The organism is Meridianimarinicoccus aquatilis, from assembly GCF_004358675.1.
Taxonomy (GTDB): Bacteria; Pseudomonadota; Alphaproteobacteria; order Rhodobacterales; family Rhodobacteraceae; genus Meridianimarinicoccus; species Meridianimarinicoccus aquatilis.
Genome location: NZ_SMZO01000007.1, coordinates 33,396 through 57,946 on the forward strand (window position 1 = coordinate 33,396; position 24,551 = coordinate 57,946).

24 protein-coding genes are annotated in these 24,551 nt (G+C 60.7%); 10 read left to right on the forward strand and 14 right to left on the reverse strand.

Annotated features, from left to right (window positions below; genetic code table 11):
* Positions 1-11: 11 nt before the first annotated feature.
* Both flgC and E2L05_RS04630 read right to left on the reverse strand, forming a co-directional pair.
* Positions 12-404: a flagellar basal body rod protein FlgC gene (flgC, locus tag E2L05_RS04625; RefSeq protein ID WP_133341721.1), complete on the reverse strand. Its 393-nt coding sequence runs from the start codon at positions 402-404 to the stop codon at positions 12-14.
* A gap of 9 nt (positions 405-413) precedes the next feature.
* Positions 414-809 (reverse strand): FlgB family protein, encoded by a 396-nt coding sequence (locus E2L05_RS04630; protein WP_133341722.1) that lies wholly within the window; start codon positions 807-809, stop codon positions 414-416.
* An 83-nt stretch (positions 810-892) separates the two neighbouring features.
* Between E2L05_RS04630 and E2L05_RS04635 the strand changes: the two genes are divergently transcribed.
* Positions 893-2,266, forward strand: a complete 1,374-nt coding sequence (locus E2L05_RS04635) for a FliI/YscN family ATPase (protein ID WP_133341723.1) — start codon at positions 893-895, stop codon at positions 2,264-2,266.
* Between the two features lie 145 nt (positions 2,267-2,411).
* On the forward strand, positions 2,412-5,306 hold the full coding sequence (locus E2L05_RS04640; RefSeq protein WP_133341724.1) for an error-prone DNA polymerase: 2,895 nt from the start codon (positions 2,412-2,414) through the stop codon (positions 5,304-5,306).
* Positions 5,307-5,381: 75 nt separating this feature from the next.
* On the opposite strand, the gene E2L05_RS04645 is transcribed toward E2L05_RS04640, so the two are convergent.
* From E2L05_RS04645 to E2L05_RS04685, 10 genes are all read right to left on the reverse strand, one after another.
* Positions 5,382-6,224 (reverse strand): SHOCT domain-containing protein, encoded by an 843-nt coding sequence (locus tag E2L05_RS04645; protein WP_133341725.1) that lies wholly within the window; start codon positions 6,222-6,224, stop codon positions 5,382-5,384.
* 148 nt (positions 6,225-6,372) lie between these two features.
* Complete coding sequence (locus tag E2L05_RS21245) at positions 6,373-6,498, reverse strand: hypothetical protein (protein ID WP_279512625.1); 126 nt, start codon at positions 6,496-6,498, stop codon at positions 6,373-6,375.
* Positions 6,498-7,802: a c-type cytochrome gene (locus tag E2L05_RS04650; RefSeq protein ID WP_133341726.1), complete on the reverse strand. Its 1,305-nt coding sequence runs from the start codon at positions 7,800-7,802 to the stop codon at positions 6,498-6,500. The genes E2L05_RS21245 and E2L05_RS04650 overlap by 1 nt, the downstream gene beginning before the upstream one ends.
* Positions 7,799-9,019: a formate dehydrogenase subunit gamma gene (locus E2L05_RS04655; protein ID WP_133341727.1), complete on the reverse strand. Its 1,221-nt coding sequence runs from the start codon at positions 9,017-9,019 to the stop codon at positions 7,799-7,801. The genes E2L05_RS04650 and E2L05_RS04655 overlap by 4 nt, the downstream gene beginning before the upstream one ends.
* An 80-nt stretch (positions 9,020-9,099) precedes the next feature.
* Positions 9,100-9,693 carry a formate dehydrogenase FDH3 subunit beta gene (fdh3B, locus tag E2L05_RS04660; RefSeq protein WP_133341728.1) on the reverse strand — a complete coding sequence of 198 codons (594 nt, stop codon included), beginning with the start codon at positions 9,691-9,693 and terminating at the stop codon, positions 9,100-9,102.
* A 14-nt stretch (positions 9,694-9,707) separates the two neighbouring features.
* Complete coding sequence (locus tag E2L05_RS04665; protein WP_133341729.1) at positions 9,708-12,689, reverse strand: formate dehydrogenase subunit alpha; 2,982 nt, start codon at positions 12,687-12,689, stop codon at positions 9,708-9,710.
* 102 nt (positions 12,690-12,791) lie between these two features.
* On the reverse strand, positions 12,792-12,989 hold the full coding sequence (locus tag E2L05_RS04670; RefSeq protein WP_133341730.1) for a twin-arginine translocation pathway signal protein: 198 nt from the start codon (positions 12,987-12,989) through the stop codon (positions 12,792-12,794).
* An 81-nt stretch (positions 12,990-13,070) separates the two neighbouring features.
* Entirely contained in the window at positions 13,071-13,679 is a 609-nt protein-coding gene (locus E2L05_RS04675; RefSeq protein WP_133341731.1) for a TorD/DmsD family molecular chaperone, read from the reverse strand.
* Positions 13,676-14,314, reverse strand: coding sequence for a DUF3306 domain-containing protein (locus tag E2L05_RS04680; RefSeq protein ID WP_133341732.1), 639 nt, complete (start codon positions 14,312-14,314; stop codon positions 13,676-13,678). Before E2L05_RS04680 ends, E2L05_RS04675 begins: the two co-directional genes overlap by 4 nt.
* Positions 14,311-14,883, reverse strand: coding sequence for a DUF3305 domain-containing protein (locus tag E2L05_RS04685; RefSeq protein WP_243721868.1), 573 nt, complete (start codon positions 14,881-14,883; stop codon positions 14,311-14,313). Before E2L05_RS04685 ends, E2L05_RS04680 begins: the two co-directional genes overlap by 4 nt.
* A gap of 220 nt (positions 14,884-15,103) precedes the next feature.
* Here E2L05_RS04685 and E2L05_RS04690 point away from each other — a divergent pair, with 220 nt between their 5' ends.
* Complete coding sequence (locus E2L05_RS04690) at positions 15,104-17,086, forward strand: 4Fe-4S binding protein (protein ID WP_133341733.1); 1,983 nt, start codon at positions 15,104-15,106, stop codon at positions 17,084-17,086.
* Here E2L05_RS04690 and E2L05_RS04695 read toward each other — a convergent pair.
* Positions 17,080-17,820, reverse strand: coding sequence for a c-type cytochrome (locus E2L05_RS04695; protein WP_243721869.1), 741 nt, complete (start codon positions 17,818-17,820; stop codon positions 17,080-17,082). The genes E2L05_RS04690 and E2L05_RS04695 overlap by 7 nt on opposite strands.
* 86 nt (positions 17,821-17,906) lie before the next feature.
* Between E2L05_RS04695 and E2L05_RS04700 the strand changes: the two genes are divergently transcribed.
* From E2L05_RS04700 to E2L05_RS04720, 5 genes are read left to right on the forward strand one after another with little or no spacing between them, the layout of a single operon-like run.
* On the forward strand, positions 17,907-18,098 hold the full coding sequence (locus E2L05_RS04700; protein ID WP_133341734.1) for a DUF6494 family protein: 192 nt from the start codon (positions 17,907-17,909) through the stop codon (positions 18,096-18,098).
* Positions 18,099-19,166, forward strand: a complete 1,068-nt coding sequence (locus E2L05_RS04705) for an Mrp/NBP35 family ATP-binding protein (protein ID WP_133341735.1) — start codon at positions 18,099-18,101, stop codon at positions 19,164-19,166.
* Positions 19,163-19,876: a biotin/lipoate--protein ligase family protein gene (locus E2L05_RS04710; RefSeq protein WP_133341736.1), complete on the forward strand. Its 714-nt coding sequence runs from the start codon at positions 19,163-19,165 to the stop codon at positions 19,874-19,876. Before E2L05_RS04705 ends, E2L05_RS04710 begins: the two co-directional genes overlap by 4 nt.
* Positions 19,873-20,352, forward strand: coding sequence for a DUF6505 family protein (locus E2L05_RS04715; protein WP_133341737.1), 480 nt, complete (start codon positions 19,873-19,875; stop codon positions 20,350-20,352). The genes E2L05_RS04710 and E2L05_RS04715 overlap by 4 nt, the downstream gene beginning before the upstream one ends.
* 3 nt (positions 20,353-20,355) lie before the next feature.
* A complete protein-coding gene (locus E2L05_RS04720) occupies positions 20,356-21,789 on the forward strand; it encodes an FAD-binding oxidoreductase (RefSeq protein ID WP_133341738.1) in 1,434 nt (477 codons plus the stop codon).
* 91 nt (positions 21,790-21,880) lie between these two features.
* Here E2L05_RS04720 and E2L05_RS04725 read toward each other — a convergent pair whose 3' ends face one another.
* Positions 21,881-22,621, reverse strand: coding sequence for a PEP_CTERM-anchored TLD domain-containing protein (locus tag E2L05_RS04725; protein ID WP_133341739.1), 741 nt, complete (start codon positions 22,619-22,621; stop codon positions 21,881-21,883).
* 302 nt (positions 22,622-22,923) lie between these two features.
* On the opposite strand from E2L05_RS04725, the gene E2L05_RS04730 reads away from it, so the two are divergent.
* Positions 22,924-23,769, forward strand: coding sequence for an ATP-binding cassette domain-containing protein (locus E2L05_RS04730; RefSeq protein ID WP_208016227.1), 846 nt, complete (start codon positions 22,924-22,926; stop codon positions 23,767-23,769).
* Positions 23,762-24,547 carry a metal ABC transporter permease gene (locus E2L05_RS04735; protein ID WP_133341741.1) on the forward strand — a complete coding sequence of 262 codons (786 nt, stop codon included), beginning with the start codon at positions 23,762-23,764 and terminating at the stop codon, positions 24,545-24,547. Before E2L05_RS04730 ends, E2L05_RS04735 begins: the two co-directional genes overlap by 8 nt.
* Positions 24,548-24,551 lie beyond the last annotated feature (4 nt).

Genomic DNA, 24,551 nt, shown 5'->3' on the forward strand with positions numbered 1-24,551 from the left:
CTCCTTTTGCGTTAACGTCTGAGCAGTTCAAGCAAGGACGACGACATTTTGCGCGCCTGATCGAACATCTTGAGATTGGCTTCGTATCCCCGCTGGGCTTCGCTTGAGTCCGCCATTTCGAGGATTGTGTTCACATTCGAGCCTGTGAAATACCCGTCTGAATCGGCCATTGGGTGAGACGGATCGTAAATTCGGTTTGCTTCTGACCGGTCGAGTTGAACGCGGCCGGTTTTGACCCCACCAGCGTCATTCCCGCTTTGTGCAGCCAGTTCGAAGGGAACCAACTTGCGTTGGTAGCCGGGTGTGTCCGAATTGGCGATGTTCTCGGCCACATGGCGCAGCCGCGTCGCTTGTGCACGCATGCCGCTGGCCGATACGGAAAGGCTTTTTTGCAGATCACTCATGGTTTGCTCCTATCGTCCCCGTCCAAGTGCCGTGCGCAGCAGGTCCATCCCACTGCGGTAGGTCGCAACGGCCAATTCGTGCTGCTGTTTTACCGCAGAGGACTTCACCATTTCCGTTTCCAAAGAGACGGTGTTTCCGTTCGGAGAGGCGTCCCCAAGAGAGTCTCGGTCGACGAGTGGCTTTTGGGCATTGCTTGTCGAAGATGAAACGTGACCGGGCCGTGTCGCGCGTAATTCCACGCTGCGCCCAGTGTCCGCCATACTCTGTGAAAAACTCGCCACGTCCTTTGCTTTGAAGCCAGGCGTGTCGGCATTTGCGATATTCTGCGCGATGACCGTTTGGCGTGTAGATGCGTGCTGAGCAAGCGCAGACGCTGTCTTAAAAAATGCTAAACTGTTGTACATCGGGGCTTCTCCCTCGATTTGCTTCAACCTTGGCTTAACTGCGATTCGTTTAGAAAGGGTTGTCCGCAACGAAGGAGACGACCATGACAGCCCCCCGTCTGGAAAATCTTATAGCGCGCATTGCTGCCTATAAATCGGTGTTCCCCGTGGGGCGTGTGGTCGCCTTGAACGATCAAACCATCAGCGTTTCGGGGTTGACAGATCTTGTGTCGCTTGGCGACAGGGTCAGGATCCGCAGCCGCAGCGGTGCAGATATCGATGGCGATGTCTTGCGCATCGGTGCGCGCGAGGTTGACGTCATGCCGTCAGAACCGCCTGCGGGTTTATCCATGGGGGATCGGGTGATCGTGCTTGGCCCATCGCGCATTTCGCCGGACGTGAGTTGGATCGGTCGCATCGTTGATCCAGACGGTATGCCTTTGGACGGAAAACCGCTCTTTCCGGGGGAACAGGCGTTGCCGTTGTCGCGTAAACCGCCGGCAGCGGCCTATCGCCGTCCTCTTGGGCCGCGGATCGAGGCGGGCATCGCTGCTTTCAACACGGTGCTGCCTGTTGTGTATGGTCAACGGATCGGGCTCTTTGCTGGGTCTGGTGTTGGCAAATCCACGCTTTTGGGGCTCTTGGGTCGAAATCTTGACGCCGACGTTGTTGTCATTGCCTTGGTTGGCGAACGTGGCCGAGAGCTGGGGCACTTTGTAACGCAGGTGCTGGGTGCCGAAGGCATGCGAAAGACCGTTGTGGTGGCGGCAACTTCTGATCAGTCGGCTTTGCAACGTCGCCGCTGCGCTCTCAGCGCGATGAGCGTGGCCGAGTATTTTCGCGATCGTGGGGCTCACGTTCTCTATATCGCCGATTCCATTACACGGTTTGCAGAGGCGCATCGTGATATTGCGCTTGCGGCAGGCGAGGTGGCGGGTCCAGGGGGGTTTCCAGCGTCAATGCCGCATCAGATCATGGCGTTGGCTGAACGGGCGGGGCCGGGGCCGAATGTGACGGGTGTCGGTGATATCACAGCGGTGTTCAGTGTCTTGGTCGCGGGGTCCGACATGGAAGGTCTGGTGGCAGATACCCTCCGCGGTGTGCTGGACGGGCATGTTGTGCTTGATCGAAAGATCGCTGAGCGTGGGCGGTATCCTGCGATTGACTTGCTACGTTCGGTGTCGAGAAGCCTGCCTGATGCCGCGAGCGAGGCTGAGAATGCCCTGATTTCTGAGGCTCGCAAGTTGCTTGGTGCTTATGACAAGGCAGAACTGATGATCCAGTCCGGGCTTTATGTGGCTGGGGCTGATTCCCTGACTGATCGTGCAGTCCGGTGTTGGGCGGCGCTTGACGGCTTTTTGGGGCGCAGCAGGCCGGAAACCGTAACCGATAGTTTTGCGGCCTTGGCCGCTGCGCTTGAAATGCCTCGTGCCGAAGCAACTCAGACACCTGAAATGACTGTTTCCCATGATGCGTAGGGTGTGTGCTGAGTGCAGGCATTTAAGTGACCTGGCTTGGGCGGGGCCTTCTGCCCAATGATCAAGGTGGGGTCAGCTCACCTCTTCGCGTGAGAACAAAAGGGGAATATACTGCGGTGTTCCAAAAAGGAATCGCCTGCCCCCAATGTTTGCTGAGCTTGACGTCACAACCAATTTCACCTTCCTGACCGGGGCGTCACACCCTGAGGAATACGTGCATCGCGCGTCCGAGCTGGGTTTGCAGGCGATTGCCATTACAGATGAAAATTCGGTTGCTGGCGTGGTGCGCGCACATGTTGCAGCGCGTGATATTGCACGGGATGTTGCGGCGCGTGAGGCGTCGGTTGCCAAGGATGGGCCGATTGGGCCGCCGTTGCCAACAGGCCATTCACACTGCCCCAGTCCGCTGCTGACGTGTGCGCCAAGACTCTTGCCCGGTACCCGGCTGCGGCTGGTCGATGGTCTGTGTGTGACGATCCTGCCCCGTGACCGCATGGCCTGGGGGCAGATGTCGCGACTTTTGTCGCTTGGGCGCCTGAGAGCGCCAAAAGGGCAGTGCGAGTTGCATCTGGATGATCTTCTGGGCGCGGCCGGTGGATCAGAGCTGCTGCTGCACCCTCCACCAGAACTGCCTGTGCCGCGCGGTGCGGGCGGATGGTGGTCACAGGCGCAACAGGTGACGCGCCGCTTTGCCGGTGCTGTGTCACTGCTGATGGCCCCGCGCCATGATGGGCGGGACGGTGCGTATTTTGATGCGCTGGACAACCTTGCCGCCGCGCTGCAGATCCCAACTGTGGCCAGTGCCGCGCCTGTCATGCATGTTGCACGCCGCCGTCCCATGGCCGATGCATTGACGGCGATCCGCACCGGTACCCGGGTGGAAGAGCTGGGTCGAACCGCTCTGTCCAACGCAGAGTTTCGTCTACGCAGCGGCGAGGATATGACCCGCGTTCTAGGCCAACATGCGGCGGCCACATTACGGGCTGCGGCGGTCGCGGCGCGCTGCCGCTTTTCTCTGGATGAGCTGCGATATGATTACCCCACCGAGGCGCAGGATGGCGAAACTGCGTCCGAGCGTCTGGCACGGCTCGCCCGCGAGGGGCTGACGCAGCGCTACCCGCGCGGAACCCCTGAACGCATTCAGGCGCAAATGCAGCACGAGCTGACCCTGATCGATAAGCTTGGCTACGCCCCCTATTTCCTTACAGTTCAGGATATTGTCGCCTTTGCCCGGTCGCGCGGCATCCTGTGCCAAGGGCGCGGCTCTGCGGCGAATTCCGTGGTCTGTTTTGCACTTGGCGTCACCTCGGTCAGCCCCGAAATCGGTACGATGGTGTTTGAACGTTTCGTGTCTGAAGCCCGCAACGAGCCACCCGATATTGACGTCGATTTCGAACATGAACGCCGTGAAGAGGTGATTCAGCATATCTATGCACGTTATGGCCGCCACCGCGCCGGGCTGTGCGCGACCGTGATCCATTACCGTGGCAAACGCGCGGTGCGCGAGGTCGGGCGCGCCATGGGGCTGAGCGAAGACACCGTTGCCGCGCTGGCCGGTCAGATCTGGGGGTGGGGCAGTCCCGGAATGACCGAAGCGCGCCTGACAGAAATAGGGCTTGATCCAACCGATGCGCGATTGCGCCTTACGCTTGAACTGGTTGAGGAAATTCAAGGTTTCCCGCGCCATTTGAGTCAGCATGTGGGTGGCTTCATCATCACCGAGGGGCGGCTTGACGAACTGGTCCCCATCGAAAATGCCAGTATGGATGGGCGCACCGTCATCTGCTGGGATAAGGACGATATCGATGCGTTGGGGATCCTCAAGGTGGATATCCTCGCGCTTGGTATGCTCAGTTGCCTGCGCAAAGGGTTTGATCTGCTCGGGCAGCACGCGCTGGGGCGTTTTGACCTTGCCTCGCTTCCGCAGGAGGACCCGCAGGTCTATGATATGCTGGGCCGTGCTGACAGCCTTGGGGTATTTCAGGTCGAAAGCCGGGCGCAGATGAATTTCCTGCCCCGGATGCAACCGCGTTGCTTCTACGATTTGGTGATCGAAGTGGCGATTGTCCGCCCCGGTCCGATTCAGGGCGATATGGTGCACCCCTATTTGCGTCGTCGAAATGGCGAAGAAAGCGTGACATTTCCGTCAGATGCCCTTGGCGCGGTGCTTGGCAAGACGTTGGGCGTGCCATTGTTTCAGGAACAGGCGATGCAGATCGCGATCACCGGCGCAGGCTTTACCCCCGACGAGGCTGATCGCCTGCGCCGGTCGCTCGCCACGTTCAAAAAACATGGCAGCGTGTCTGAGTTTCGCGACCGTTTCCTGCGCGGGATGGCGAAGAACGGGTATGATTCCGACTTCGCGGAGCGCTGCTTTGGTCAGATTGAGGGGTTCGGCAGCTATGGCTTCCCGGAAAGTCATGCGGCCAGCTTCGCGCTTTTGGTCTATGCCTCGGCATGGATGAAATGCCACCACCCCGGCATTTTCGCCTGCGCACTTCTGAACAGTCAGCCGATGGGCTTTTATGCCCCGGCGCAGATCGTGCGCGATGCGCGGGAACATGGGGTCACGGTATTGCCGGTCTGCGTCAATGCCAGCGCCTGGGACAATATCATGGAACCGGCCGAGCAAGGCGGGCTGGCCTTGCGGCTGGGATTTCGGCAGATCAAGGGCTTGCGCGAGGAGGCGGCCGCGTGGATCGAAGCGGCGCGCGGTAACGGGTATCGCGGGGTGCAGGATGTGTGGCGCAAGGCGGGGGTGCCGCCCCGTCAGATCGTCGCTTTGGCCGAGGGAGACGCCTTTGCGGCGCTTGGTTTGTCGCGGCGCGATGCTTTGTGGCAGGCCCGCGCCATTACGGCGGAAAAGCCGTTGCCCCTTTTTGCCGGGGAACTTGATGGCGAGGGTGGGTTGGAACCGGCGGCGCATCTGCCGCGCATGACGCTGGGCGAGGAAGTCGTTGAAGATTACCTGTCGTTGCGGCTCAGTTTGCGGGCCCATCCGTTGGCGTTGCTGCGAGCCGATTTGACACCGGACATGTGATCTTGAACGAAAAAGGGGGCGAATGCCCCCAAATTGACACAATCGCGCCAATTCACCCGAAGGTGGTTTTCCGGGTCAAAGACGCGAAAGAAGCTCCGCCTTCTTGGACTCATAATCAGCGTCGCTCAGGATGCCTTTGGAATGCAGATCAGCCAGTTTCTCGATCAGCGAAAAGACCTCGTCGCTGCTCATGGATGGGCCGCTGTTTTGTGCGGGTCCGGGCGCCTGTGAGGGCTCTTCCTGTGGAATGAACTCTGGCGCAGGCGCGGGGGCTTGCTGATCTGAGTTGCCGTCCATGGGAACCACGGGCAGGTCGGCCACGCGAACCGTTCCATACTGGCTGGTGAAGGTGATCGACTGATCGCCGCCCTGCTGCTGCGAGAAGCCGCCAATGTTATGATCCCCAATGTCATAAACGGTGATTTGACCGTTCATGTCGATCGCCAACCGGCGTGTTTGCGGGAAAACAGCATAGCGCAGGTTGTTTTGCGACCCGGTGGACGATGGCGAGCCCAATTCCGCAGGCCAGGACGATCCGCCGCCAAAACCACCCTGGACACTGAAGCTTGTTCCGCCATAGCCGCCCGAAGACTGGCTTTGCGATTGGCTTGAGGACGGCGCAAATTTCGGCTGCGGTGCGGGCGGGAACATTTGGTTTTGCGCCAGTTGGCTGGACAGTTCGCCACAGATATTCGACACGGTGTATTTCAGACCGTTGTTGAACATATCGCCAACCATGGTCATTCCACCGGAAGACCATTGGCCCATTCCGCCAAGTTCAGGATGGGAAAATTGCGCCTGTGTTCCGCCACCATTGTTAACGGCGACCAGCAGGGTGATCACGGCATCCTGGCTGACGCCATACCGATTCGAAATATCTGCCACGACATTTTGGGCATAGGCAGTAAGTTGTTGCATTGGGTGCGGCCTTTCGGGCGTTTTGCGCAAGGGGAATCCCCTCGTTTGCGCGCAGCTACCACAAACAAGACTGTGTCACCACACGTGCTGGGCGTATGTCTGCCATGTGGTGCGCCCATGCCAATGCGGTCGGCGGGGGGCCGCCGGTTTAGTCCAGCCGCACATTGCTGCCGCTTGTCTGATCCGCAGCCGAAAACCCGGCACGGTGCAGGCCGTAATCGGCAGCGACGGCAATTACGCCGGTGGCAACAAAGGCCAAGAACATCGCTTTCATTACTCATCTCCGTTTGAAGCAGTGGCGCGGCGCAGGTAATCGATCAAGTCTGCCCGATCCGTCTGCGCGGCGATCCGCTGCATCGGCATCTTGCTGCCCGGAATATAGTGGTCCGGGCCCTCATCGAACAAGGCATCAATTGTCGTCTCGGACCAAACAATATCACCGCGTTGCAGGGTTTCAGAATAGCTATAGTCCGGCACGCTGCCAGAGGCACGGCCAAACAGCCCATGAAGCGTTGGTCCGGCCCGGCGCGCGCTGCCGGGCGTCAGGCTGTGACAGATGGAACATTTTCTTGCGAATTGCCGCTCGCCGTTTTCCATCTGAGCTGGATCGCGCAAATAAGGGCGGTCCGCGCCGGTCATTGGCTCATGCGCATCAAGGGTTTCCAGCGGCCAAGAATACACAACCGGATCAAGCCCGGCTGCGTGAATGTTGCTGCCGTCGGGGGAAAAGGCCAATGCCCAGACAGGGCCGCGACCCGTAGCGCGAAAATCGCGGACGATTTTCCAAATATCCGTATCCACAACCATGATGTATCCTTCGCCATCTCCGACAGCGAGACGAGCGGTGGCCGGGTTGAAGCTCATGGCGAGGATGGGGCGACGGTCGAGTGTGAAATCAGCGATCTGCTGATCCGTTTCCAGATCAAGCACACGGGTGACGCCGTCCACGGCGCCATAGGCAAGCCACCCCTCATCGCGGTTCAATGCCAGCCGGTTGATCCCGAAGCCATGTCTCAGGACCAACCGTTTTTCGCTGCCCGATGCTGTATCCCAAAGCCGCAGCGTCCCGTCGGCAGAGGCAGAATAAAGCGCGCCATTTGTTGCGAAAGCCACGGCGTTGACCCCAGCTTCATGCCCTTTCAGCAAGTGGCTTTCCCCGTTGCGCAAATCGGTCAGTCCGATGGTGCCATCCCAACTGGCCGAGGCGACCAAATTCCCGTCCGGTGAAACGGCAAGCCCTGCAACCTTGCCTTGATGCTGAACAAGTTCTTTTGGGGTTCCGTCCTCAGCGCTCCACAGCAGAACGCGGAAATCGTCGCCGCCAGAGACAAGTCTGTCAGGACCGGCGAACGCAACAGCGTTCACAGCGGCGCGGTGCCCGTCAAACCAACGTGGGATGCGTGACTGCCAAAGCCCGACCGCATTGTCAAAACTTGCCGATGCGATTTGCCCGGTATCCGGAGCCACGGCAAGTGACATGACCGGTCCGCCGTGCCCTTTGAGCGTGAAAAATTCATCCGCGCTGGATGTGCCCGCCGCGCTAAGAAATCCCAGCGCGGCGATGCAGATGCGGATCATTCCGCGGGTGTCGCCGGTGCCTTGCCTGATGTGGCGGCCGCGCGCTCTTCCATCTCTTTGACCCAAAGGCCGTGATGTTCCTTTGCCCATTGCTCCTCCACATGGCCATCACCCATGGCATCAAACGCGCCCTCCATCCCGACAGAGCCGAGATAAATATGCGCCAGGATCATCGCCATGAACAAAAACGCTACAATCGCGTGCCAGGCTTGCGAAAGTTGCATTTCCTGATGCGGGGCAAGGTCAGTCGGCAAAGCGCCAAACCCGACCATCTGGGGCAGCCCAAGATCGTTCAGGATCGCAAAGGTTTTGGCAAACATCGGCATCTGGAACGGAAACAGCAGGGACAGGCCCGAGACAGAAATCGAAACACCCAGCACGACAACACCCCAAAAGATCATCTTTTGGCCTGCGTTGAACTTGCGCGCCGGTGGGTGAATATCCTTGGAAAACAGCCCACCGCCAACCGCAAGCCATTTCAGGTCGTGTCGGTTGGGTATGTTGTGCACGGTCCACATGATGATGACCATCACAAGGCCCAGCATAAAGGCCCATGACACGTTGTTGTGCACCCATTTGCTGCCAATCGCGAGCGTTGCAAAGCTTTCTTTGCCAAAAGCGGGGATCAAGACAGTGCGCCCGAAAAGCGAAATTAGGCCGGTGATTCCAAGAACAATGAAAGACCCGGCCAGAATCCAGTGACCGAAGCGTTCAATGCCGCCAAATCGCAAAAGCTTGCGCCCGGTCTTTTCGCCATCGATGCGAATGCGACCCCGCAAAAGGTAAAACAGCGCCAAAGCAACAAGCGTGCCGCCCAACAGCCACGCGCCGTATTTCGCCAAAGGACCCTCGCGGAATTGCAACCAGGTCATGCCACTGTCTTGTACAAGCACATTCGTCGCAGGGCCGCGCGCCTGTGTTGTGATGTCGGCCTTGTCAAACCGAAGCGCCCGCCAGAGGTCGGAATCAGATTGACCGCCAAGGGGCGACAACTGGGGTGCGGCGGCTCCCGGTGGGGCGTCTTCATCGCCGAAGACCTGCCGGAACTCATCATCGACCGGCAATCCTTGTTGCCGACGAAGAATGTCCTCCAGTGTGGAGGCGCCGCCGGTTTCGGCCCGCGGGATGGCTGCGTCGGCCTCGGGTGTGTCTTGTCCGATGGCCTGCGTGGCGAGAAAGCCAGTCAGGAACAGGGCAAGAAGATGTCGCAGTGGCATTGGGTCATTCCCTGTCGGTTGTAAAAACGAAAAGGGGCGGCCTTGGAAAAGGCCGCCCGCATGTCAAACGGCGGGCAGTATTAGCCGCCTTTTTGGTCGTATGCTGTGCCCCAGCCCCATGCGCCGGAACCAAAGCCGCGCGCAACGACGCGTTCACGGTAGATGCCCGAGACGACATCGCCGTCACCGGCCAAAAGCGCCTTGGTTGAACACATTTCGGCGCAGATTGGCAGCTTGCCTTCTGCAATCCGGTTGCGGCCGTATTTCGAGAATTCCGCGTTGGAATTGTTCTCTTCTGGGCCGCCGGCGCAGAACGTGCATTTGTCCATCTTGCCGCGCGATCCGAAATTGCCCGCTTGCGGGTACTGCGGCGCGCCGAAGGGGCATGCATAGAAGCAGTAGCCGCAGCCGATGCACAGATCCTTGGAGTGCAGAACCACACCGTCTTCGGTCTGGTAGAAGCAGTCCACGGGACAAACGGCCATACACGGCGCGTCAGAACAGTGCATGCACGCCACCGAGATGGACCGTTCGCCCGGATCGCCGTCACCGATGGTGACAACGCGGCGGCGGTTGATGCCCCAAGGCACCTCGTGTTCGTTCTTACATGCCGTGACGCAGGCGTTGCATTCGATGCAGCGTTCAGCGTCGCAAAGAAACTTTGCTCGTGCCATAGATGTTTCCTCCCTTACGCTGCCCAGATTTTGCAGAGAGTGGCCTTGGTCTCCTGCATCTGGGTCACGCTGTCATAGCCATAGGTTTGTGCGGTGTTGGTTGATTCGCCAAGAACGTAGGGGTCCGCACCGTCGGGGTACTTGTCCCGAAGGTCTACACCCTCCATGTGCCCGCCGAAGTGGAAGGGCATGAAGGCAACGCCTGTGCCGACGCGGTTTGTCACCATCGCCATGACTTTGACTTTGCCGCCCTCTGGCCCTTCGACCCAAACCTGCGCGCCGTCCCGAATGCCGAGATCGTTGGCGTCGCGGGTGTTGATTTCGACGAACATGTCCTGCTGAAGCTCGGCCAGCCATGGGTTCGACCGCGTTTCGTCACCGCCGCCCTCGTATTCGACCAAGCGGCCGGATGTAAGGATGATCGGATACTCTTCAGAAAAGTCGTTCTGTTGGATCGACGAATACATCGTCGGGACGCGCCAGAACTTCTTGTCTTCATAGGTCGGATAGTCCGCCACAAGGTCGCGCCGGTTGCTGTAAAGCGGTTCGCGATGCAGCGGGACGGGATCCGGGAAGGTCCACACAACGGCGCGGGCCTTGGCGTTGCCGAACGGGGCGCAGCCATGCTTGATCGCGACGCGCTGGATGCCGCCCGACAGGTCGGTCTTCCAGTTTACGCCGCCAACCTTTGACGCATAATCCGAAGGCAACTCGCCCTGTTGGGATGTCTCGCCAACCTCTTCAGTGCCAGGACGCATGTCGCGGAACCCTGCAACCCATTCGATTGTGGCGCGTTCAGTCGCTGTCAGGTCACCATCCCACCCCAGATCAATCAGCATCTGCATGGTGAACTCAGGATACCCGTCCTGAATTTCGGACCCTACCGAGTAAACGCCGTCAGCCAGCAAGTTGTCGCCATCGCGTTCCACACCGAACCGGGCGCGGAATGTCAGGCCGCCTTCGGCAACGGGCAACGACATGTCGTAAAGATTGGCAGTGCCGGGGTGATTCATCTCGGCAGTGCCCCATGCGGGCCATGGCATACCGTAGTAATCACCGTCGGCTGGACCACCAATCGCCCGCAGCGATGTGCGGTCGAACGTGTGCTGGTTTTCCATGTGCAGACGCATCCGCTCTGGCGACTGGCCGGTATAGCCGATGGTCCACATACCCTTGTTGAATTCACGGGTGATGTCTTCGATCAGAGGCTCTTCGCCATTGACCTCAATGTTGCGGAACATGCGGTCAGCAAAGCCAAACTTTGTCGCAAACTTGTGCAGGATTGTGTGGTCCGGCAGAGATTCGAACAGCGGATCGACGATCTTTTCGCGCCACTGCAGCGAACGGTTGGACGCGGTTACAGAGCCGTAAGTTTCAAACTGCGTACAGGCCGGCAGAAGGTATACACCATCGGTGCGGTCTTGCAGGACTGCGGAAACTGTCGGGTAGGGATCCACGACGACCATCAGGTCGAGCTTTTCCATCGCCGTCTTCATTTCCTTCTGGCGTGTTTGGCTGTTCGGGGCGTGACCCCAAAGAACCATGGCGCGGGTCGGATTCGGCTGATCAAGGTTTTCCTTGTCTTCCAGAACGCCGTCGATCCAGCGCGACACCGGAATACCGGTGAAGTTCATCATCGCGCGGTCTTCCCCATCGGGGCCTGCGCCTTCCATGGTGTCAAACCGGCCCTTGAGCCAATCCAGATCCTCTTCCCAGACGCGCGCCCAGTGGGCCCACGATCCTGCGGACAGACCATAATAGCCCGGCAGCGTATCGGCCAGAACACCAAGGTCCGTCGCGCCCTGAACGTTGTCGTGGCCGCGGAAAATGTTGGTGCCGCCGCCTGCAGTGCCCATGTTGCCCAAGGCAAGCTGAAGAATGCAATAGGCGCGGGTGTTGTTGTTGCCGTTGGTGTGTTGCGTGCCGCCCATGCACCAGATCACGGTACCGGGACGGTTGTTGGCCAACGTCCGTGCCACGCGCTCAAGCTGGGACCCTGGCGCGCCGGTGACGCGCTCGACTTCTTCAGGTGTCCATTTGGCGACTTCGGCCTTGATCTGGTCCATGCCCCAAACGCGGGTGCGGATGAACTCTTTGTCCTCCCAACCGTTCTCAAAGATGTGCCACAGGATACCCCATACCAGTGCAACGTCACTGCCGGGCCGGAACCGCACATATTCATCTGCATGGGCCGCTGTGCGTGTAAAGCGTGGATCGCACACGATGACCGGTGCGTTGTTCTGTTCCTTGGCGCGCAGAACGTGCAGCAGGGACACAGGGTGCGCTTCGGCCGGGTTGCCGCCGATGATGAAGATCGCCCGCGACTTGTGGATGTCGTTGTAGCTGTTGGTCATGGCGCCGTAGCCCCATGTATTCGCAACGCCGGCAACGGTGGTGGAGTGACAGATGCGCGCCTGGTGATCCACGTTGTTTGTGCCCCAGTAGGCAGCAAATTTGCGGAACATGTACGCCTGTTCGTTGTTGTGCTTGGCCGAACCCAGCCAATAGACGCTGTCAGGACCGCTTTCATCGCGGATCTGCATCATCTGGTCGCCAATCTCGTTGATGGCCTGTTCCCAGCTCAGGCGCACCCATTCCCCGTTTTCTTTCTTCATCGGGTACTTCAGGCGACGCTCACCATGGGCGTGTTCACGAACCGCAGCCCCTTTGGCGCAATGGGCGCCAAGGTTGAACGGGCTGTCCCAACCGGGCTCTTGCCCAATCCAGACACCGTCACTGACTTCGGCGACGACTGTACAGCCGACCGAACAGTGCGTGCAGACAGATTTTACAGTTTGAACAGCACTTGCAGCGGCCGTTTGGGCGTTTGCCCGCGTCACTGTCCCGCCTGTCGCACCGATCGCGGCAAGGCCGCCAATGGCCAGCCCGGACCCACGCAAAAACGCGCGACGGTCAACGGACGTGCGGGCCATATCTGACAACAGGCCGGTTCTTTGTGCGGAGCGCGGAGCCGCGTTCGTCTTTTTCTTTAGCATGTCTTGCCTCCCTGGCTGGCGGGGCGCTGCCCTGCGTGCTGGGTTGTTGATATTAAACGGTCTTTGGGTTTGGCCCTGACCATCAAAAGCGCGAAGGCCCGATTAGAACCGGGCGCTGTCGAGATAAGCGCGGGTGTGGGCGGTGTCTTGCAGGCGGGCTTCGCCAGTTGGCGCAGCCGGGGCCGCAGCATCGACTTGAGTTGCGCCAAGGCTTGCCGCAGCTACGGCCGCCGGAGCAGAGACAGAAGCCAGTTTCAGAAAATCGCGGCGGCTTGCGCCGTCTTTCGGGGTGTCGCTCATGTTGTCCTCCCTTCACGAAGCTGCGCGAAGGCAGCGATAGGTATACGATGACACATCGGTTGTTGAAAATCCATTACAGTTCTAGTCGGGGGTCCCCAGACGAAACGCCTCGCGTTCGATGTCCATGAAGAGCTTTCCAATAGCACCGACTGAGCCGTAAAGTACTGAGTTTTTGGCGCTTTCCAGATCCGAAAAGAAGTGACCGGCCCAAGGGCCGATGTGACGGTTCCAAAAGGTGCGCTGGGTATCTAGTGTCGCAGGTTCGCCAAAATTGCCGAGGATCATCCCACCCATCATTTCCAGAAGCGATGCGATGTTGTCTTCGGGTTCGAAGACGTTGGGCGCGCGGGTGATCCCCTGCGCGGCCATGTCCCGCCGCAAGCTTGCCAGTGGTTTCTCATTGAGAAACCCAGTCAGGTAATAGCTGGCATAGGGGAGCAGTTCGCCACGGCCCAAACCGATGAAAAGTTTTGTGAACTCGCGATCGGCGCCTTTGGCGGTGGTCACGCGGGCCACATTGGCCAGACCGGCAATCGCTGTGCCCATGTCATCGTCGCCACCTTGCAATGCTGCGGTCTGTTCCAGCAGCGTGCGATCCGGCGGCCCGGCAAGCAGAGCTGACAAGAAGCCGTATAGGTCAGCGCGCAGACGGTCTTCGTCGGCAATGGCGATAAGGGTGTCTGCACTCATGTTGTCGTGTCCTGCGGGTTGGGTCCTTGCGCATCTTCAAAGGCAAAACGCATTCGCCGGCGCGGGGCCACGAAGGCCGGTTCGGGTGTGTCAGACTCGAGCATGACATGCGTATGACGCGTGTCGGACACTTGCGCAGGCTCTTGCGTGGCTTCGGGCGCATGGACAAGGGCGTCTTCAGGCGTTTCTGTCGCGTCGTCCGGTTGCAGATCGTCTGCCTTGGGCGTGTCCGGTTCGGGCTCAAGCACCTTCTGAACGAAGCCGCGCCCGACTTGATAGGCGGTTTTCATATTCGCGCCTGACACTTCGACTATTCTATAGTCGTCATCATAGTCATTGAGGCCGTCAACACAGGCAAGCACTGGATTTGACGTCCAAAGCTGGCGCAACGCGCGACGACGTAGGCGTTCTGGAACTGCGCGCCGCATGAAGCCAGTAAAATCATCACCCATCTTCAGGGTGTCCGGGTCGGGCAGGTTCAACTCTGCCAGCGCCTCGTCGTCGGGAAGGGCCTCAATCCGGGCGTGGTCTTCTGCTTCGGTCAGGTCCGTGCGCGCGGCCACTTCGGCGCGTTCCGCCTCGGCCACACGCGCCTTGCGGCGGGACCAGAAATCTGACGGCTTGCCCCGTGTCATGACGTTCGCGCCTTTCGGGCGCTCATCGGGGTGCGATAGACATCGGTGGTTTGCTTGATCCGGGCATCGCCGCGCCCGTCTTCGACCTGATCCGTGCGGTGCTTGTTCCGGCGCCTCTTCACGAAGGGGTCTTCTTCGTGGTGGCTGTCGGTGAATTCCTGAACCCAGGCGGCAAGGCCAGCGGGCATGGTGATCTTTTCAACAAGTTCTTCGCCGCTATCGGCGTAATCCTGTGCCTCGAACGGGGAGGCCGTGATGACGTGCACGTCAAACGGAATGTCATCAATGTGGTTGGTTGGGCGCAGTACGGCCCAAACGCTGGGCGGATGGTCAGCCAAGGTCACGCGGTAGGCTTCTGTTTCGGCGGCCCAGACGGTCAAGGGGCGTGTCGCTGCGTGATATTCCACCGCGTCCCCATCGCGGCGCAGTTCCACCCAGTCGGCCGGTGCGGCACCGGGCAGCACGCCAACAGCACGCCAAGCCCATTTGGCCCAGCGAGTGACGCCGGGCGTACGCCGGACAATCAGACCGATGGGAATGGTGCGATGGATCGCGCCGCTGTTTTGCAAGTGTTCTCTCCGCTTGCGAGTCGACTAATGTATACCGTAATTCGGGTTGACCGTTATTGTCTACAGCACCTATCGCTTTGGCAAGCTTTTATGACCAAAAATTGGGACGATCTGAGTATGGCTTGGGTGCCAATGCGCCGGCAGGCTTTACCGTCCCGCCGGTTTGTGAATAGGTGGCGCACTGACGGGGCCAACACAGCCCGGTTTCGGGGGGAATTTCATGAATAAGCGTCTTGTCCTGTGTTCTTGCGAAGGCAGTCAGAGCATCGCTGCCGATACGGTTTCGGCTGCGGCGGGTATCCCGTGTTCACGGGTTCATACGGCGCTGTGCACCACGGGGTTGCAGTCGGCCGCTGAAGAAATCGGCGCGGGCGAGGCGATTATCGCCTGCCAGCAAGAGCGCGCGCGGTTCGAAGATCTGGCCACCGAGTTGGGTGTTCCTGCGCCGGGGTTTGTTGACTTGCGCGATCGGGCCGGATGGTCGGACGAGGGCAAGAAGGCCGGCCCAAAGATGGCGGCACTGGCGGCAGAGGCGTTGTTGCAGACATCCGAAGCGCGGACCGTTGATGTGGTGTCCGAAGGCGTGTGCATGATCGTCGGCCCCGGCGAGGTGGCTTTGGCAGCGGCGGCGCAGGTGTCTGACGCTTTGGCCGTCACCGTGTTGATCACCGACGATGCAGAACCGCCGTTGGATCGCGGTTTGGATGTGATTTCCGGTCGGCTCAAGCGGGTCACTGGCGCGCTTGGCGGCTTCCGTGTGACCATCGACGCGCTGCGCCAACTCGAGCCGGGTGGGCGCGGTGCGTTCGGGTTCGGTGCGCCGCGTGACGGCGGCACCTCCGAGTGTGATGTTTTGATCGATCTGACCGGCGGCGTGTCTTTCGTGCCCGCGCCGGAAAAGCGCGAAGGGTATCTGCGGGCTGATCCGGCCGATCCTTTGGCTGTGGCCCGGCTTTTGATGGAAGCCACGCAGCTTGTCGGCACCTTTGAAAAGCCGCTCTACGTTCGAATGGAAGAGCAGCTGTGCGCCCATTCGCGTGCGGGTCAGGTGGGATGTACGCGGTGTCTGGACGTGTGTCCCACAGGGGCGATTGTGCCGGATGGCGACCATGTGATGATCGACCCGATGGTGTGTGCCGGGTGTGGGGCCTGTTCTGCGCTGTGCCCATCTGGTGCGATTTCCTATGACGCGCCGACGGTCGGGCATGTGATGCGCCGGATGGAGGTGCTTGCGCGCGTGTTCACCGAAGCGGGCGGCAAAGCGCCACGGCTGCTGGTGCATGATCGTGACCACGGGGCCGAGATGATTCGTCTTGCTGCGCGGTTCGGGCGCGGATTGCCGGCCGATGTGATCCCGATGGAATTGGATGTGATTTCTGGTTTCGGCCATGCCGAGATGCTGGCCGGGCTGGCAAGCGGATTTGCCGCCGTAGACGTGCTACTTGCCCCGCGCACAGAGCGTGATGCGTTGGACGGTGAATTGGTGTTGGCACAGGCGATTGCCGGGCCGGGCCGCGTGCGATTGCTGGATGTGGCGGACCCCGATCTGTTGCCCGAATTGCTGTATGGGGCTGACGTTACGGCCGTCGTGTCCGAACCGGTTCTGCCAATGGGCGCGCGGCGGCAAGTGGCACGGTTGTCGGCAAAAGCGCTGAACCCGGATGCCGTGGCCCCGATCCCACTGCCCGACGGGGCGCCTTACGGGGCGGTTCTGGTCGATACCGAGTCTTGCACACTGTGCTTGTCTTGCGTGTCGCTTTGCCCTTCAGGGGCGCTGATCGATAACCCTGACCGGCCCGAGTTGCGGTTTCAGGAAGACGCCTGTTTGCAATGCGGGATTTGTCGGACGATCTGCCCGGAGCAGGCCATCACGCTTGAGCCACGCTTTGATTTGAGCGATGCGGCGTTGGGCCAGCAAGTATTGAACGAGGAAGAGCCGTTCGCCTGTGTTGAGTGCGGGTCGCTGTTCGGGGTGAAATCCACGATAGAGAAGATCACCGAAAAGTTGGCTGGCAAGCATGCCATGTTCGGCAGCAGCGATGCGGCGCGGATGATCCAGATGTGCGACGATTGCCGCGTAAAGGCGCAGTTTGGCCGGTCTGATAACCCGTTTGCCATGGGCGGGCCGCGCAAGACGCGCACCACGGATGACTATCTTCAAGAACGCGGCGATTTTGGCCCGTCGGGGCGCAAGGATCACTGATGTCGGATCGGGGCACCCAGATCGGCGGGGGGCATCTGCTGTACAAAGGCAAGGATCGCGTCCAGCTCGTCCAGCGTGATTTCCACCGGCGCGATGGGCGAGGGGCGGTCAATCGGGAACGGGGCAGTCACATCGGTGATCTGGGTGAATGCGCCGTGCGGATTGAGTGCAAAGAACCCTTCGAAGCGGCGCGCCCAGTCGGCCATGGATCGCAACATCCCGAACGACGGGGTAGAGCCAAGCCCGTTCATACGGTTGCGGTCGTTGACGACATGGCAGCGCCCACAATGGGTAAGCGACAGGTCTTCACCCGCAACCGCATCGCCCTCATACGCAACGGCTTTGCGTTGAATGGCCGCCGCATCGGGGGCGGCGAAGGCAGGTTCACCCGCGGCCTCTGCATAGCTGTCGATCGTGTTGCGCCCCACGTCAGAAGTGAGCCAATCGGCAAAGCGGGTCGCAGCTTCGCTGCCGGGTTCCGACAGGCGCAAAACCGTGTCGCCGGCAACAAGGGCAGCGGGGCCATCTGCGGCTTCGTCCAGCGCAAGCGCGCCGGAAGGATCCAGCGTGACGCGCACACGGGTTTTGAGCGTGAAGCGCGGCAGCACGTAGGTCCACAGACCGGCGTTGGCCACGCTTTCCGGAACGGCAAGAGTTACGGTATTGTCCTGCGCAGAGGCGGGCATGGCCCACAGGGCAACGCACAGGGCGACGAATGAAATACGGATTGGCACTGGCCCTCCTCCCAAGGGGTGTGCCTGTCAGACTAGGCGCGGCATGGGCCGCCGGTCAACGGAGTTGAGAAACGGAGAAGATCACGATGAGCGATGACGACTTCAACATGAGCATGCGCAAGTTTCTGAAACAGGTTGGCGTGACCTCGCAGCAGGCCATCGAAGAGGCGGTGCGCGGCGCAGAAGGCGCTGGCCCGTTTGAGGCGAAAGTCGTGCTCAGCATTCCTGAGTTGGGTTTGGAGCACGTGGTTACGGGCACCATCAAGGGACAAGGCTGAATGGCTGTCACACGGGACGAGGTTCTGGCGGTGCTCAAGGGTATCGCCGACCCGGTAACGGATACGGATATCGTCGCATCTGGCACCATGCGTGCGCTGAGCGTGACGGATGGCAAGGTGCGGTTCGTTCTGGAAATCGCACCGTCGCAGGCGAAAGCCTATGAGGCGGTGCAGGCAGACGCCGAAGCGAAGCTTGGCGCATTGCCGGGCGTAGAGGCGGTATCGGTTGTGATGACCGCGCACAGCGCCCCCGCCGCGCCGCCGGACCTGAAGCCGCAGCGCAAGGCGGAGCCCGCCGGACCGCAGCAGGTGCCGGGCATTGACCGCATTCTGGCGATTGCCAGCGGCAAGGGTGGGGTGGGGAAATCCACGGTTTCTGCCAACCTCGCTTGTGCGCTTGCTGCCGAAGGGCGGCGCGTTGGATTGCTGGATGCCGATGTGTATGGTCCCAGCCAGCCGCGCATGTTGGGCGTGTCGGGGCGGCCGTCGAGCCCGGATGGCAAGACCATCCTGCCTATGCGTAACCACGGCGTCACGATGATGTCGCTGGGCCTGATGGCGAATGAAGATCAGGCGGTTGTGTGGCGCGGGCCGATGCTGATGGGCGCGCTGCAACAGATGTTGACACAAGTGCAGTGGGGAGCGCTGGATGTTCTGATAGTAGACCTGCCGCCGGGGACGGGCGATGTGCAGATGACCCTGTGCCAGAAGGCGAAAGTGGACGGGGCTATTGTGGTGTCCACGCCTCAGGATGTGGCGCTGATCGACGCGCGCAAGGGCATCGACATGTTCAATCAGATGAAGACGCCGATTTTCGGGTTGATTGAAAACATGTCCACCCATGTCTGTACCGAATGCGGTCACGAAGAGCATATCTTTGGCCATGGCGGCGTTGCGGCAGAGGCGGCCAAACTGGGTGTACCGTTGTTGGCAGAATTGCCGCTGGATCTGGACACACGGATCGCATCTGACGGGGGCGCCCCCATCGTGGTGAGCAAACCGGCCAGCAAGCAGGCGCAGACGTTCCGCGCCCTCGCCCGCCGTCTGGTGGATGAAGGCCGGGCATGACCGAGCAGGCCCAAAACGGCCCCGCGCCGGTTTTCCCGCCGCTGTTTCGCGGACTTGCGGACCCTGACCCGTTTGCCACGGGTTGCGCGCAGGCGCGTGCTGGTGTGGATGCCGGTTTGGTTCTGTTCGATTTGCAAATCGACCGGCTGTCTGCGGCCATCGTCTTTGCGCCCGAGGTGCCTTTGGCGGACGCTGCCGTGATGCTGCCGCTTTGCGGTGTTGGGTTTCAAAACGCCTTTGGCGCCCACGCGCCGCCCGAGGTCGCGGTGCATTTGGAATGGGGCGGGGCGCTTCGGATCAACGGAGCGGTCGCCGGGCGATTGCGCATGGCATCGGACGTTTCGGCCCCGCACGCGGTGCCGGGCTGGTTGGTGATCGGGCTGGAGCTTGCGATGATGGGCGCGTCGGCTGCGCCGGGGACCACACCCGACCACACGAACCTGTTCGACGAGGGCTGCGCAGACGTTGACCCGGTTTTGTTGCTGGAAGCCTGGGTGCGGCATACGCTGGTCTGGATCAACCGTTGGGCGGACGGCGATCTGCGCGGTCTTCATGCCGAGTGGTCTGGGCTGGTGCATGGCATTGGCGACCCGGTGGCCGGGCAAGATGGTGTGTTTCTGGGCGTTGATGACCAGTTTGGGATGCTACTGAAACAAGAGGCCGGTACGGTGGGTGTACCCCTGACGGCCCTGCTGGAGGAAACGCAATGAAATTGGCCCGTGCGATTCATTTCGACGAAAGTGATCGAAACGTGTTTCACAGCCCTGCGCGCACGGGCGAATGGTGCATTTCAGGCGGGTTTGAATTTTCGGACTGGTCCGAGGCGGATTTGACAGGCAAGGCGCGGCAAGCCTTTGCCAACGGATGGCTTGGGGTGGAAACCTTTGGCCGGGTTACCTTTGTTGCGGTCACGCAGGTCGAAGAGGGCGAATTGGACGCGCTTGCCGCCGCCCTGGCCCAGCATTTCGTCACGATGTACGGCGCCCCTTCTGTCGAGTTGGCCTTGCCCGTGGCCTATGAGGAACTGGCACAGATGGCCGCCCTGTGTGATGAGCATGACCCCAATACGCTGTTGACCGTTGCGCGCGAGCTGACGCCAGCGGGGGTCAACGAAGCGTACCGTTTCATCGAGCCGCAAGCCGCCGGGATAGAGCAGTTCGCGATACACGGTGATCTGGAGGGATAGCAGATGGCCTATGATCTTGCGTTGCCTCCCCGCGACGAAGCCGCGGTTGCCCGCGTGGTGACTGAGCTGAAGGTGCTGTTCGGGGATCGCTGTCAGACCGGTGCGGCCCATCGTGCGCAGCACGGGCACACGGCCTCGTTCATGGCGACGCAGGCCCCCGATGCGGTGGTCTGGCCCGAAAGCACCGAAGAGGTGCAGGCCCTGGTGCGGATGTGCGCCGCAGACCGGGTGCCAGTGATTGGCTTTGGTGCGGGCACGTCGCTGGAAGGGCATGTAAATGCGCCCGCTGGCGGTGTGAGCGTGGATTTCGCCCGCATGAACAAGGTTCTGTCGGTTCATACAGAAGATATGGATTGCACGGTGCAACCGGGGATCACGCGCAAGGCGCTGAACGTGCATTTGCGCGACACGGGCCTGTTCTTTCCTGTCGATCCGGGGGCGGATGCGAGCCTTGGGGGCATGGCGTCCACGCGGGCGTCCGGCACCAACGCGGTGCGGTATGGCACGATGCGCGACGCGGTTCTGGGCTTGAAAGCCGTGCTTCCGTCTGGCGAAGTGGTGACGACCGCGCACCGGGCGCGCAAGACGTCGGCCGGGTATGACCTGACGCGGCTTATGGTCGGCTCTGAAGGGACGCTTGGCCTGATCACCGAATTGACTTTGCGGCTGCATGGCATTCCCGAGGCGATATCAGCGGCGACTTGTTCGTTCCCGACGGTCGAGGCGGCGTGCAATGCGGTGATTGCGGTTCTGCAATACGGCGTGCCGGTGGCGCGAATGGAACTTCTTGATGCGCTGACGGTGCAGGCGCTGAACGCCTATTCGGGGTTGGACCTGCCAGTTGCGCCGATATTATTGCTGGAATTTCATGGCTCTGACGCCGGTGTCGAAGAGCAGGCCACCACCTTTGGCGAGATCGCAGCAGAGTTTGATGCCTCTGGTTTTGTGTGGACGGTGAATGCCGAAGAGCGCACCAAGCTGTGGCAGGCGCGGCACGATGCCTATTGGGCGTGTCTGGCGTTGCAACCGGGGCTGAAGGCGGTGTCCACGGATGTGTGTGTGCCGATCTCGCATTTGGCGGCCTGCGTGACCGAAGCGCAGAGCGAAGCGGCGCGGCTTGGGTTTCAGGTGCCGGTGTTGGGTCATGTGGGGGATGGGAATTTCCACATGTGCCTGCAATTCGACCATGAAGACGTGGCCGAGACGGCGCGCGCGCTGGGCTTCGTCAGCTGGCTGAACGATCTGGCCATCGACCACGACGGGACCTGCACGGGCGAGCATGGGATCGGGCAGGGCAAGGTGGCGTATCTGGCGCGCGAATTGGGGCCGGAAGCGTTGGGCATGATGCGGGCGATCAAGCGCGGCATCGACCCGGATAACATCATGAATCCCGGCAAGATCTTTGATCTGGGCAATGGCGGGCCAGCGGCGGGCTGAGACGCGCGCCTAAGTTCTGCCTGTGGCACCTGATCAAAAAACGCCCGCTTTGCGAGGAAAGCGGGCGTTGACGGCGTGCTGTGCGTGAAGGTCAGGCTTTGTGGCGCAGGCGCAGGGCGCCGATGCCGCCAAGGGCGCCAAACAGCATCAGCCCCGTGGCTGGCAGCGGGATTGTGGCCGTCGGCGGCGCGGCGGCTGCAAATGTGTAAACGTCGAGGGCGTTAACTGTGTGCCCGTAGTAGCTGTATCCGGAGTCGCCAGCGTAGGCCCCGGTATCCCCGGCATACCCGATTTGGCCTTGGGTGTGGTCGTATGTGTAAGAATAAGTGTACGCGGAATTGCCGCCAAGCGTACCAGCTCCGCCATATATATCGTGGCCACCACCAAAGGTTGGGAAGTAACTGACTCCAGCGTAAATGGAGTAAAACCCATAATAAATACCATTGATCTGCTCCTGCATCTCGCCGGTGGTCAGGTTGAAAATGAACGCGGCGGCGTCAAATTTGTATGTGTTGCCCGCCCAACTTGCCGTGGTATATCCGCCGATCTTTACCCGGTCGCCGTTTGTCAGGATCATGTCATAGATCGAAATCGTCGGCCCGGCCCCGTCCGCCGCGGCGTGAAAACTGGCCGCCGTCGCGCCAGTGGTGCCGTACCAGACACTGGTGAAATCAAGATCACCGAAGCCCAGCCAAGTCTCAAGTTGGGTTGCGCCTGCGTCGTCCAGAAGCGCGCCGCCGGTGATCGTGCCTGCGGATCCGGCAGTTGTGAGAGCCGTCAAGGCGACCCCTGCAAAAGCCACAGCGCGCGCTGCGGTGGTAAAAATCTTCATGTTTGAATCCTCCAAGTTTAAAACGGGCCGACCTCTGCACCACAAAGGCCTTCGACAAATCATCAACTTTTTGTTAACGGTTGTTACCCTCGGTTCAAGTCATATTTTGATCCTGAGATGCGGTTTTGGACCCTAGGTTACGTAGCGCCGGTTTTCTGAGCAAAATCCAAATTTCTGTGCATAAGGCCATTGTCGGCCCGATGCGCGGCGTCGCCTGCCGGTGTCAAATGCGGTGGACTTTGGCGGCGTCCTGCGGGACAACACGCGCTGTTCCCTATCTCTTACGCCCCGTGGAGTCTGCTATGCCCGCTGCCCGAAATTCCGCGTTGATAGAGGCGCGTGACGTGAGCCTTGCGCGGGGCGGGCGCGTGGTTCTGGACCATGTGGATTTTCGCGTCGACCGGGGTGAAATTGTGACGGTCGTGGGGCCGAACGGGTCTGGGAAGTCAACGCTGATGCAAACGCTGATCGGCGCGCTGACCCCGGATCAAGGGGCGGTGATCCGTGCACCGGGGCTTAAGATCGGGTATGTGCCGCAGTCTTTGCATATTGATGCGACGATGCCGATGCCGGTGGGCCGGTTTCTTGCATTGCCGCAGCGCCATAGCCGGGCTGAACAGGCCGAAGCGCTGGCAATGGTCGGTCTGGACGATGTCGCGCGGCAACCGATGACATCGCTGTCGGGCGGGCAATTCCAGCGGGTCTTGCTGGCCCGTGCTTTGCTGATGCGCCCTGATATTCTGGTTCTGGATGAGGCGACACGCGGTTTGGACCAACCGGGTACAGCCGCCTTTTACCGCATCGTCGAGGACCTGCGCGTCAGGCTTGGCTGCGGTGTTCTGATGGTCAGTCACGATCTGCATGTGGTGATGAGCGCGTCTGACCGGGTCGTGTGCCTGAACGGGCATATCTGCTGCCATGGCACCCCCGAAATTGTCGCCAGCGCGCCAGAATACCGCGCGCTGTTCGGGGTCGGGACGCAAGGAACATTGGCCCTGTATCGGCATGAGCACGATCATGCGCATGACGAGGCGGGCGCCTGCGGACCTGACCACGATCACACGCATGATCATACCCATGACGCCGACGGCGGTCATAGCGGCGGTAAAGGGATCAAGCACAACAGCGGAGCGGCGCGCGATGCTTGATGACTTCTTGATCCGCGCGGCTTTGGCAGGGCTTGGCGTCGCGCTGGCTGCGGGGCCGCTGGGCTGCTTCATCGTATGGCGGCGGATGGCTTATTTCGGGGATGCGACGGCCCATGCTGCGCTGCTGGGTGTGGCGCTGGCGCTAGCCATGTCGATTTCCATCTTTGCCGGGGTGCTGGCGGTTGCGCTGGTGCTGGCCGTGTCGGTGTCGGCGCTGTCGGCGCGGGGCGCGCCGGTGGATACATTGCTTGGGGTGTTTGCCCATGGCGGTCTCGCGGTTGGGCTGGTGGTTGTGTCGCTGCTCCCCGGTGCGCGCGTGGATCTGATGGGCCTGTTGCTGGGCGATATTCTTGCGGTTGGCAAAGTAGATCTTGCGGTAATTTGGAGCGGGGCGGTGATTGTGGTCGGCTTGTTGGCCTGGCGCTGGTCGGGGCTGTTGATTGCGACACTCAATGCCGATTTGGCGCGGGCCAGCGGGGTAGATGCGCGGCGCGAGGACCTGATCTTGATGCTGGCACTGGCGCTGGTGGTTGCGGTTGCGTTGAAAGTGGTGGGCGCTTTGTTGATTTCCGCCATGCTGATTGTGCCTGCGGCCACTGTGCGCCCGTTCGCCCGCACCCCCGAAGCGATGGCTGTTCTGGCAGCGCTTTGTGGTGCGGTCGCTACGATGGGCGGCATTGCCATGTCGTATCAGTTCGACACACCGACTGGCCCCACCATTGTGGCCACAGCAACAGCGTTGTTTGTTGTCAGTTCGGTGCTAATGCGGCGCCGTTAGAGCG

What these genes read in the sequence shown, in the direction of transcription:
- flgC (WP_133341721.1), bottom strand. Translation starts at nt 404, where the DNA reads ATGAGTGATCTGCAAAAAAGCCTTTCCGTATCGGCCAGCGGCATGCGT.
- E2L05_RS04630 (WP_133341722.1), bottom strand. Translation starts at nt 809, where the DNA reads ATGTACAACAGTTTAGCATTTTTTAAGACAGCGTCTGCGCTTGCTCAG.
- E2L05_RS04635 (WP_133341723.1), top strand. Translation starts at nt 893, where the DNA reads ATGACAGCCCCCCGTCTGGAAAATCTTATAGCGCGCATTGCTGCCTAT.
- E2L05_RS04640 (WP_133341724.1), top strand. Translation starts at nt 2,412, where the DNA reads ATGTTTGCTGAGCTTGACGTCACAACCAATTTCACCTTCCTGACCGGG.
- E2L05_RS04645 (WP_133341725.1), bottom strand. Translation starts at nt 6,224, where the DNA reads ATGCAACAACTTACTGCCTATGCCCAAAATGTCGTGGCAGATATTTCG.
- E2L05_RS21245 (WP_279512625.1), bottom strand. Translation starts at nt 6,498, where the DNA reads ATGAAAGCGATGTTCTTGGCCTTTGTTGCCACCGGCGTAATTGCCGTC.
- E2L05_RS04650 (WP_133341726.1), bottom strand. Translation starts at nt 7,802, where the DNA reads ATGATCCGCATCTGCATCGCCGCGCTGGGATTTCTTAGCGCGGCGGGC.
- E2L05_RS04655 (WP_133341727.1), bottom strand. Translation starts at nt 9,019, where the DNA reads ATGCCACTGCGACATCTTCTTGCCCTGTTCCTGACTGGCTTTCTCGCC.
- fdh3B (WP_133341728.1), bottom strand. Translation starts at nt 9,693, where the DNA reads ATGGCACGAGCAAAGTTTCTTTGCGACGCTGAACGCTGCATCGAATGC.
- E2L05_RS04665 (WP_133341729.1), bottom strand. Translation starts at nt 12,689, where the DNA reads ATGCTAAAGAAAAAGACGAACGCGGCTCCGCGCTCCGCACAAAGAACC.
- E2L05_RS04670 (WP_133341730.1), bottom strand. Translation starts at nt 12,989, where the DNA reads ATGAGCGACACCCCGAAAGACGGCGCAAGCCGCCGCGATTTTCTGAAA.
- E2L05_RS04675 (WP_133341731.1), bottom strand. Translation starts at nt 13,679, where the DNA reads ATGAGTGCAGACACCCTTATCGCCATTGCCGACGAAGACCGTCTGCGC.
- E2L05_RS04680 (WP_133341732.1), bottom strand. Translation starts at nt 14,314, where the DNA reads ATGACACGGGGCAAGCCGTCAGATTTCTGGTCCCGCCGCAAGGCGCGT.
- E2L05_RS04690 (WP_133341733.1), top strand. Translation starts at nt 15,104, where the DNA reads ATGAATAAGCGTCTTGTCCTGTGTTCTTGCGAAGGCAGTCAGAGCATC.
- E2L05_RS04700 (WP_133341734.1), top strand. Translation starts at nt 17,907, where the DNA reads ATGAGCGATGACGACTTCAACATGAGCATGCGCAAGTTTCTGAAACAG.
- E2L05_RS04705 (WP_133341735.1), top strand. Translation starts at nt 18,099, where the DNA reads ATGGCTGTCACACGGGACGAGGTTCTGGCGGTGCTCAAGGGTATCGCC.
- E2L05_RS04710 (WP_133341736.1), top strand. Translation starts at nt 19,163, where the DNA reads ATGACCGAGCAGGCCCAAAACGGCCCCGCGCCGGTTTTCCCGCCGCTG.
- E2L05_RS04715 (WP_133341737.1), top strand. Translation starts at nt 19,873, where the DNA reads ATGAAATTGGCCCGTGCGATTCATTTCGACGAAAGTGATCGAAACGTG.
- E2L05_RS04720 (WP_133341738.1), top strand. Translation starts at nt 20,356, where the DNA reads ATGGCCTATGATCTTGCGTTGCCTCCCCGCGACGAAGCCGCGGTTGCC.
- E2L05_RS04725 (WP_133341739.1), bottom strand. Translation starts at nt 22,621, where the DNA reads ATGAAGATTTTTACCACCGCAGCGCGCGCTGTGGCTTTTGCAGGGGTC.
- E2L05_RS04730 (WP_208016227.1), top strand. Translation starts at nt 22,924, where the DNA reads ATGCCCGCTGCCCGAAATTCCGCGTTGATAGAGGCGCGTGACGTGAGC.
- E2L05_RS04735 (WP_133341741.1), top strand. Translation starts at nt 23,762, where the DNA reads ATGCTTGATGACTTCTTGATCCGCGCGGCTTTGGCAGGGCTTGGCGTC.